The 273-nt window shown below is 53.5% G+C and carries 1 protein-coding gene; it reads left to right on the top strand.

Annotated features, from left to right (window positions below; translation table 11 throughout):
* A partial coding sequence (locus SB719_RS20060; protein WP_412159725.1) for a FimD/PapC C-terminal domain-containing protein occupies window positions 1-263 on the top strand: 263 nt, incomplete at its 5' end.
* Between the last annotated feature and the right edge of the window lie 10 nt (window positions 264-273).

The raw sequence follows: 273 nt of genomic DNA, 5'->3' as shown, positions 1-273 counted from the left end.
GAACAAAACGAATGAGCGCTGCGACGGTCATACTGACAGATGCAGAAGGCAAACCTTTGCCGATGGGAGCGGAAGTCTTGCAGGACGGAACAGGACAGCCCGCAGTTATGGGGTATGACGGCCGTGTATGGCTTACCGACCTGTCTTCGAAAAACAACCTGACCGTAACGTTGCCCGAAGGGCTTGGCACATGCCATGCAAGCTTTGATTACAAGCCGGTTCCGGGCTCCATACCTGAAATTGGCGGGGTGATATGTAAATGAAACGGAGAGC

Origin of the sequence: Pantoea sp. SIMBA_079 (assembly GCF_046940275.1) — a bacterium.
Taxonomy (GTDB): domain Bacteria; phylum Pseudomonadota; class Gammaproteobacteria; order Enterobacterales; family Enterobacteriaceae; genus Pantoea; species Pantoea borealis.
Note: the sequence above shows the minus strand (reverse complement) of the source record. Positions and strands in the feature narration are given on the sequence as shown.